The organism is Erysipelothrix aquatica (assembly GCF_009828775.2).
GTDB classification, from domain to species: Bacteria; Bacillota_I; Bacilli_A; order Erysipelotrichales; family Erysipelotrichaceae; genus Erysipelothrix; species Erysipelothrix aquatica.
The window spans coordinates 20878-28816 of the sequence record NZ_WTSY02000030.1 but is presented as its reverse complement, the minus strand read 5'-3'; the positions used below and the strand labels follow the sequence as shown (position 1 = coordinate 28816).

6 protein-coding genes and 1 rRNA gene are annotated in these 7939 nt (G+C 36.9%); 5 read left to right on the top strand and 2 right to left on the bottom strand.

What is annotated here, in order from left to right:
- Positions 1-50 precede the first annotated feature (50 nt).
- A 5S ribosomal RNA gene (gene rrf / locus GVV20_RS08470) occupies positions 51-164 on the top strand.
- Between the two features lie 72 nt (positions 165-236).
- On the opposite strand, the gene GVV20_RS08465 is transcribed toward rrf, so the two are convergent.
- Together GVV20_RS08465 and GVV20_RS08460 are read right to left on the bottom strand one after the other, a co-directional pair.
- Positions 237-1505, bottom strand: a complete 1269-nt coding sequence (locus GVV20_RS08465; RefSeq protein WP_159741672.1) for an adenylosuccinate synthase — start codon at positions 1503-1505, stop codon at positions 237-239.
- Positions 1506-1597: 92 nt separating this feature from the next.
- Entirely contained in the window at positions 1598-3121 is a 1524-nt protein-coding gene (locus GVV20_RS08460) for a bifunctional metallophosphatase/5'-nucleotidase (RefSeq protein WP_159741671.1), read from the bottom strand.
- Positions 3122-3309: 188 nt separating this feature from the next.
- Here GVV20_RS08460 and GVV20_RS08455 point away from each other — a divergent pair, with 188 nt between their 5' ends.
- From GVV20_RS08455 to GVV20_RS08440, 4 genes are read left to right on the top strand one after another with little or no spacing between them, the layout of a single operon-like run.
- Positions 3310-3687: a NusG domain II-containing protein gene (locus GVV20_RS08455; RefSeq protein ID WP_159638043.1), complete on the top strand. Its 378-nt coding sequence runs from the start codon at positions 3310-3312 to the stop codon at positions 3685-3687.
- Positions 3684-4184 (top strand): Gx transporter family protein, encoded by a 501-nt coding sequence (locus GVV20_RS08450; RefSeq protein ID WP_159812860.1) that lies wholly within the window; start codon positions 3684-3686, stop codon positions 4182-4184. The genes GVV20_RS08455 and GVV20_RS08450 overlap by 4 nt, the downstream gene beginning before the upstream one ends.
- Positions 4185-4202: 18 nt before the next feature.
- On the top strand, positions 4203-5990 hold the full coding sequence (locus GVV20_RS08445) for an ABC transporter ATP-binding protein (protein ID WP_159741339.1): 1788 nt from the start codon (positions 4203-4205) through the stop codon (positions 5988-5990).
- The gene (locus GVV20_RS08440) at positions 5990-7828 is read left to right on the top strand and encodes an ABC transporter ATP-binding protein (RefSeq protein WP_159741340.1); all 1839 of its coding nucleotides are present in this window, start codon (positions 5990-5992) and stop codon (positions 7826-7828) included. The genes GVV20_RS08445 and GVV20_RS08440 overlap by 1 nt, the downstream gene beginning before the upstream one ends.
- Positions 7829-7939 lie beyond the last annotated feature (111 nt).

Sequence of the window (7939 nt, the reverse complement as noted above, 5' to 3'; positions counted from 1 at the left end):
AAAAGATACAAAGTCTTCTGTTATTCAGTTTTGAGAGATTACTCTCATGATCTGGTGATTCTAGCAAAGTGGTCACACCTGTTCCCATCTCGAACACAGAAGTTAAGCACTTTAGCGGCGACAATATCTAGCCCAGCGTTAGTGAAGATAGCTCATTGCCAGGTAATTCGACATCCATTTGGATGTCTTTTTTTTATGCATATATATGAAAAAACCCCGTGAATACGGGGCTGATGTTAGCGATACATTATTTGTTTTCGATTTGGTCCATTTGAAACAATCGCTATTTTTGTATCAATTAGATTCTCTAGTTCTTCAATATAGGCTTTACATTTTTCAGGAAGATCTTCATATGTAGAAATTTGGGTAATATCAATATTCCATCCTTTAAATGACTTGATTACTGGTTTCGCGGATTCGAGCTCTGTAATGTTGCCAAATCGTGTGGAAACTTTTCCATTATACTCATACGCAACAACAACATTAATTTCATCAAGATATGATAGCACATCAATATTAGTTAATGCTACATGCGTTGCACCTTGAACTTTGCATCCGTATTTAGTTGCAACTGCATCAAAGTAGCCTACACGTCTTGGGCGACCAGTATTTACGCCGTACTCACCAGCATCACCGCCTCGACGTCGAAGCTCTTCTGCCTCATCACCGAATATCTCAGAAACAAAAGCACCTTCTCCAACGCAACTGGAATATGCCTTTGTTACAGCCCATACTTCATCTATTTTATGTGGCAATCCTGCACCGACAGTTGCATAATGTGCAAGCGTTGATGAAGATGTAGAATATGGATAAATTCCAAAGTCAGGATCTCGTAATGCTCCGAGTTGACCTTCAAATAAAATATTCTTCCCTTGATTATGCATGTCATTCAAGTATGTAAATGTGTCTATTACAAATGGTTCAATTGTGTTACGATACTCAATTAATTCATTTAATATTGAATTCTTATCTAAGGGTTCATGTCCGTAAAGATTGACAAGGAGCGTATTTTTGATATCTAAAATACGTTCAACTTTAGATTCTAACCATTTTTCATTGAATAGTTCTGCCACTTGAAATCCAATTTTTGCGAATTTATCAGAGTAGAATGGAGCAATACCTGATTTTGTTGATCCAAATTTAGCATCAGCAAGTCTTGTCTCTTCGAGTTCATCAAAAAGTTTATGATAGCTCATGACAATTTGAGCTCGATCGCTTACAACAATTTTAGGTTTAACTCCACGATCTTCCAGTTCTTTAAGTTCTTTCATCAATGCAGGGATATTAAGTGCAACACCATTTCCAATTACATTTGTAGTATGCTCATAAAATACTCCAGATGGTAGCATTTTTAGTGCGAATTTCCCTTGATCATTGATAATTGTATGACCAGCGTTGTTTCCGCCTTGAAATCTTACAATAATATCAGATTCATTTGCGAATACATCAGTAAGTTTACCTTTACCTTCATCGCCCCAGTTTGCGCCAACAATTGCTTTTATCATATAGACCTCCTGAAAAGCAAAACGAGGCACCAGGGTGCCTCGTCGTACACGAATAAGACTAACAAAAATCATTTTCCATGTCAAACAAAAATTTATTTGATTACTTTAATATTATCAGCATGGTTTACAATTACGGGAGAATTTTGCAGGAAATAATTCATAATAGTATCGACCATTTCTTCTTGAATCTCTTGAACTGTTGGACAGTCAGCAACCATTGTATAATTTCCGCCGCCCATTGCTCTATAATTATTTGTTACTAAGTTTAGTGTATCTTCATCATTAATTTCAATACCATTTCTAGTAATTTTTTCGACACGCTGTCCCTTTGGCTTTGATACGTTGATTGTATATTCTATACCGTCTAGCATGTCATAGTTATAATGTTGGGGTTTAGGATTGATAAATTCAGGAGAAGGAACGATATTTCCTTCATTATCGAAAGCAAAATAATTTGCACTAAATTCGACCATTTCTTTTATTGATTTACCGGTCATTTTCTTCACGACCAATGTGTTTGGGTATAAGTATGTACTTACGAGCTCTCGCATTGTAATTTCAGAATTAAATCCAGTTGCCCCATTAAACAATGCGACAGATGATACATCGGCTTTACTTCGATCCAACTGAACCTGATTAAAGAATGAGACAATCGGATGTTTATGAATTCTTGCATCAAGTTCGTCTTCAATCACTAGTGAAGGCGAGTGTACATCTAGTTTTCCGACGGGTTGATCGAGCCAGGTCTGAACGTTATCTTGAATAATTTTGTATTGTTGGAGCAGTGATTCATCAACTGGTAAATCATTGACTTTATGAAGTTGCGCACTCTTTTCACCAGTTTCTAAATCCAAATCAATTGTAATGTATTCTTGCCCTTTAAAAGTATTTTGAGTAACAAGAACGCCATTAACTACTTCAACAAATGAGCGATGTTGATGTCCCGTAATCAGAATATCTAAACCATCTATTTTTGTCATTTCGTACCCTTGGTTCTCACCAGTTAATCGTTCTGTTGGTTCACCGGTTTTGGGGTCGCGTTCAAGGCCACCATGATAAAGTGCAATCACAAAGTCCACAGAATCTTTGACACGTGAAACTTCTGTTTGAAGTTGGGAGAGCGCATCTCTGAATGTCATATTTTCAATATATGCTGGACGTTCCCAATTCGGAATGTAATGTGTTAATACACCAATTAATGCAATTTTTTTTCCGCCTTTATCAATAATATGTGTATTTCCAAGCTGTTTACCCTCAATATCAACATTAGATGTAAGTAGTGGAGCATTGTTTTCACTAATAAATTTCTTAAGAATATCTGGTCCGTAATTGAAATCATGATTCCCCAAATTGATAAAATCATATTTAAGCGTATTGAATGCTGCAGCAGTTGGATTCATGTAATTTTCTGCATTTTGATGTGCAAAAGTAAGCAGTGGTGTTCCTTGGAATGAATCACCGTTGTCGACGAGTAAAATATCATTCTTCTCGCGAAGGGAATGGATAGCAGAAGCAATTCGTGCTAGACCATAGCTTTCGATATTATCGCGACTTGTATAATTTGTTGGAAAGATATTTCCATGTAAATCAGTTGTTGCCAATATTTTCATTTTCATATTTATCACCTTTATTAATTATACTAAATTTATCGATTGAATGGGAATAAAGCTGTATTTAATCTTATAATATCTAAAAATATTCACGGTTTTTGACTTTTGCGGGAAAGTAGCGGTATTTTGTGAAATATGTTGAACAAATTGTGTCAAAGTATGCTAAAATCAACACATATAGAAAGGAGAAGTCAATGAATCGATCAGATAAAGTCTTCATCAGCATCGTGTTTATTTTAAGCGTTGCGTTATTCCTATCGACTGGGAAGTTAGTCGAAACAGTGAATGCTGATTTAACCCAGGCAGTTGTGACTTTCAAAGATAAGGAAGTCTTGCGTATAAATATGAATAAGGACGAGTTCTACACTGTTTCAGGTGAACTTGGTGATGTCGTGGTCGAAGTCAAAGATGGCAAGATTCGTGTTGCCGAAGAGATTTCTCCTTTAAACTATTGCTCACTTCAAGGATGGGTGGATAAAACGAATGTCCCAATTGTTTGTTTACCTAATAAAATCCTAATTGTGGTGGAAGCAAATCAAGCAGCAACTGACGAAGATATTATTATTCGATGACAATCAGAAATAAAACACAACGTATGACTGTTTTAACTATGCTCGTTGGCATGGCTCTAATAGTCAATATGATGGAACCCGTGTTTGTAATTGGGTTGCCAGGAGTTAAGCTTGGCTTAGCGAACGTTTTGGGACTGTTTGCTCTATATATTTTTGGAGCTAAAGAAATTTTCATCGTCAATATTATGCGTGTTGTGATTGCATCACTCATGCGTGGTACATTTTTGGTGGGCACAGGTTTCTGGTTAGCCTTAATGGGTGCTATACTCAGTAGCACTGCTGTGGTAGTGTTTCATAAATTCACAAATATGTCTGAGATTGGAATTTCTACAGTCTCAGCAACCTTTCATAATTTAGGACAAATATTTGTAATTATATTTATAACGGATATGCCGCTCATGATTACATGGCTTCCTGTAATGTTACTAACAGGGTTACCTACTGGTGTATTAACTGGCTACTTGGTCCAATCAATTCTTAAAAAATTTAAGAGATAGTGATTAGGAGTAGTGGTAATGAACCAAATTAAATTTATAAAGAATTATACACAGGGTTACAAACGAAACCTGATTTATATGGTTATTGCAACATTTGTTTATGTTGGTGTCGTTCTTGTAAATCCGCTGTTGTTACAATTCACAATTGATAATGTAATTAATATGGATCCAATCACCAACTCGGTGTGGATTCGATTTTCTGAGTTTTTTGGTGGTATAGCAACGATTCACAATAATTTGTGGATTATTGCTGGAGTTTTAGTTGGACTTAACGTCATTAGTAGTATCATGTTGTACTGGCGTGGTCATTCAAATGGTATTTTTGCAGAGGTGTTTACTGAACGATTGAGAAATCATCTCTATGATCATCTACAAAAATTACCATATGCGTACCATGTACGCGCAAAAACTGGTGATTTAATTCAGCGCTGCACTTCAGATGTTGATACTATTAATAGGTTTTTAGCGAATCAAATACGGGAATTTGTTTATGCTATTTTTATGGTTGTCATTTCATTAACAGTAATGGCGCAAATTAGTATTAAAATGACGCTAATATCGATGATAGTTTTTCCGTTTATCTTTTTCTTTGGATTCTTGTTTTTTAAGAAAATGCAAGCAGTTTTCAAGGAGAGTGATGAAGCGGAGGCTGCATTGTCAGAAGTTTTCAAAGAGTCATTAGATGCAGTTCGAGTTGTTAAAGCTTTTAATCGCGAACGCTTTGAACTTGATAAATTTACTGAAAAGAATATAGAGTATCGCGATAAAACAAAACATCTTATCTGGTTACTTGGAGTTTATTGGGGAACTTCGGATTTACTTTGTTTCTTGCAAATTCTTGCAGTGTTGGTTGCAAGTATTTTTGAAGTCAGAAGTGGTGCACTTACAATCGGACAAGCAGTCGTGTTTGTAACATATATTAGTACTGTGTTGTGGCCTATTCGTAATGTTGGACGGATTCTTTCGGATATGGGTAAAGTGACAGTCTCAATTGACCGCCTCAATGAAATTTTAGAAATTGATATCGAACAGCTTGATGAAGGTGAAACACCTCAAATTGCTGGTGGAATCATCTTTGATAACGTCTCGTTTATGTATGATGATGGGACTGAGTGGGTTCTTCGGAACGTCTCATTTGATATCAAGGCTGGAGAAACTGTGGCTATTATGGGACCTACGGGTTCAGGAAAATCTAGTCTTGTGCATTTGTTAACTCGAATTTATGATGCAACGGAAGGTATGATTCGCTTCGATAATCATGATATTACGTCATTATCACCGCGTTATGTGCGTGAAAATGTGGGGATTGTCTTGCAAGAACCGTATCTATTTTCGAAGTCAATTTTCGATAACATCCGTGTTGCGACTCCGTATGCGAGTGAGCATGATGTTTATGAGGCGGCTCGTGTTGCCTCTATCCACGATGTAATTGCAGGTTTTGACCAGGGCTATAATACCGCTGTTGGTGAGAAGGGCGTTACCTTAAGTGGTGGTCAGAAGCAACGTGTTGCGATTGCGAGAACTGTCATTAACAAACAACCTATTGTAATTTTTGATGATTCATTGTCTGCTTTAGATACTGAAACCGATTCAAATATTAGAAATGAATTAAAACGTGCAAAATCTACTGCGACAACGTTGATTATCACACACCGTGTTAATTCAGCACAGACCGCGGATAAGATTATCGTAATTAATAATGGTCGTGTGGAACAAATCGGGACCCATAATGATCTAATCGCTCAGAAGGGGCTATATCAAACGATTGCCAACATTCAGAGCAATCAGTTTGGAGGTGATCAATAATGAATCCAGAATATGAAGAAGAAATTTTTGATGAAGAAACGCTGGATACTGGTTTATGGCGAAAAATACTTGGTTTACTTGCACAAAGTAAGAAACGTATGTTTATTGCACTGTTTATTGTTTTAGGAGAGTCAGCGATTGGTGTAACCTTACCCTTACTCAACCGACATGCTATTGATGTATTCTATGTAGGACAAGGGACAACGCAAGATATTATTCTATTTGGACTTGCATATGCTGGATTGGTTATCATCCAAGCGTATCTGATTTATCAATTCATTTATCAAAGTGGATTAATTGAAATGGATGTTAGTTACCATACACGTCAAAATGCAATGAAGAAGTTACAAAACTTACCGTTTTCGTATTATGATCGAACACCGAGTGGTTGGATTATGGCACGGGTTACTAGTGATATTTCTCGTTTGTCGGAAATCTTGTCCTGGAGTTTTGTTGATTTAATCTGGGGTGTATTTATGATGATCATGCTTGCGATTGTCATGTTTGTAACAAATTGGAAACTTGCATTAGTTGTTGTGTCGGTAATTCCATTTATTTACGGCGTTAGCACATGGTTTCAACGTCGCATCTTACGAAGCTATCGAAAATCTCGAGCAGTGAACTCAAAAATAACAGGTGCTTTTAGTGAGGGAATATCTGGAGCGAAAACAACAAAGACAATGGCATTGGAAGAATTGCATTTTTCAGAGTTTAGTGTCCTAACATCTGAAATGCGTTCGCGTACGATGCGTGCAATTATCTTAAGTTCACTTTACTTTCCTGTCATCATTATTGTCACGTCGTTAGGAAGCGCTGGCGTAATCTCTATTGGTGGAAATATGGTTATCCAAGGATTGGTCCAATTTGGTACATTAATTCTCTTTAATCAGTACGCAGGACAGTTCTACGAACCATTACGTAACATTGCGAATATACTAGCTTCGTTACAAATGGCACAGGCATCTGCCGAACGTGTGCTTTCATTACTCGAAATCGAACCAGATCTTGTGGATCGTGATGATGTTATTGCAAAATATGGTACGATACTTGAACCTAACGAATCTGTATATGAAGATATAGTGGGGGACATCGAATTCAAAGGCGTTGATTTCTATTATAATCCGGACGAGCCAATTCTAAAGAATTTCAATCTTAAAGTGAAACCACGTCAAAGGATCGCTTTAGTTGGAGAAACTGGATCGGGTAAAAGTACGATTGTTAATCTGATTTGTCGCTTTTATGAACCTAAAGCTGGTGAACTGTTGATTGATGGAGTTGATTATCGAGATCGTTCGATTGGATGGCTTCATTCACACCTAGGTTATGTACTTCAAGCTCCGCATCTGTTCTCGGGTACTATTAAAGATAATATCCGTTATGGTCGTTTGGATGCTACTGATGAAGAGATCATCGAAGCGTCTAAATTGGTGAACGCACATAGTTTCATTATGCAAATGGAAGATGGATATGATACGGATGTCGGTGAAGGTGGTGGACGTCTTTCAACGGGACAGAAACAACTTATTTCCTTCGCGCGTGCATTGCTTGCAAACCCTTCAATTTTTGTACTAGATGAAGCAACATCATCCATTGATACAGAGACGGAGGCAATTATTCAGTATGCAGTTGACACTGTATTAAAAGAAAAGACGAGTTTTATCATTGCTCACCGTCTATCAACAATCGTTAATGCTGATCGCATACTTGTTGTTAAAAAGGGAGAAATCATTGAGGATGGAACACATGAAGAGCTTTTAGCTGCTAAAGGTTACTATCATCGATTGTATACCAACCAATTTAATGAAACCTTACAAGATCAACTCATGTCTAACTTATAAGTGCCTTCGGGCACTTTTTCTATCATAAGAAGTGATAACTGAGAAATGTTGTGGTATGATATTACGAGTAAAACAACTCATGATTTTGAGGAATCATCACAATGAGATTAA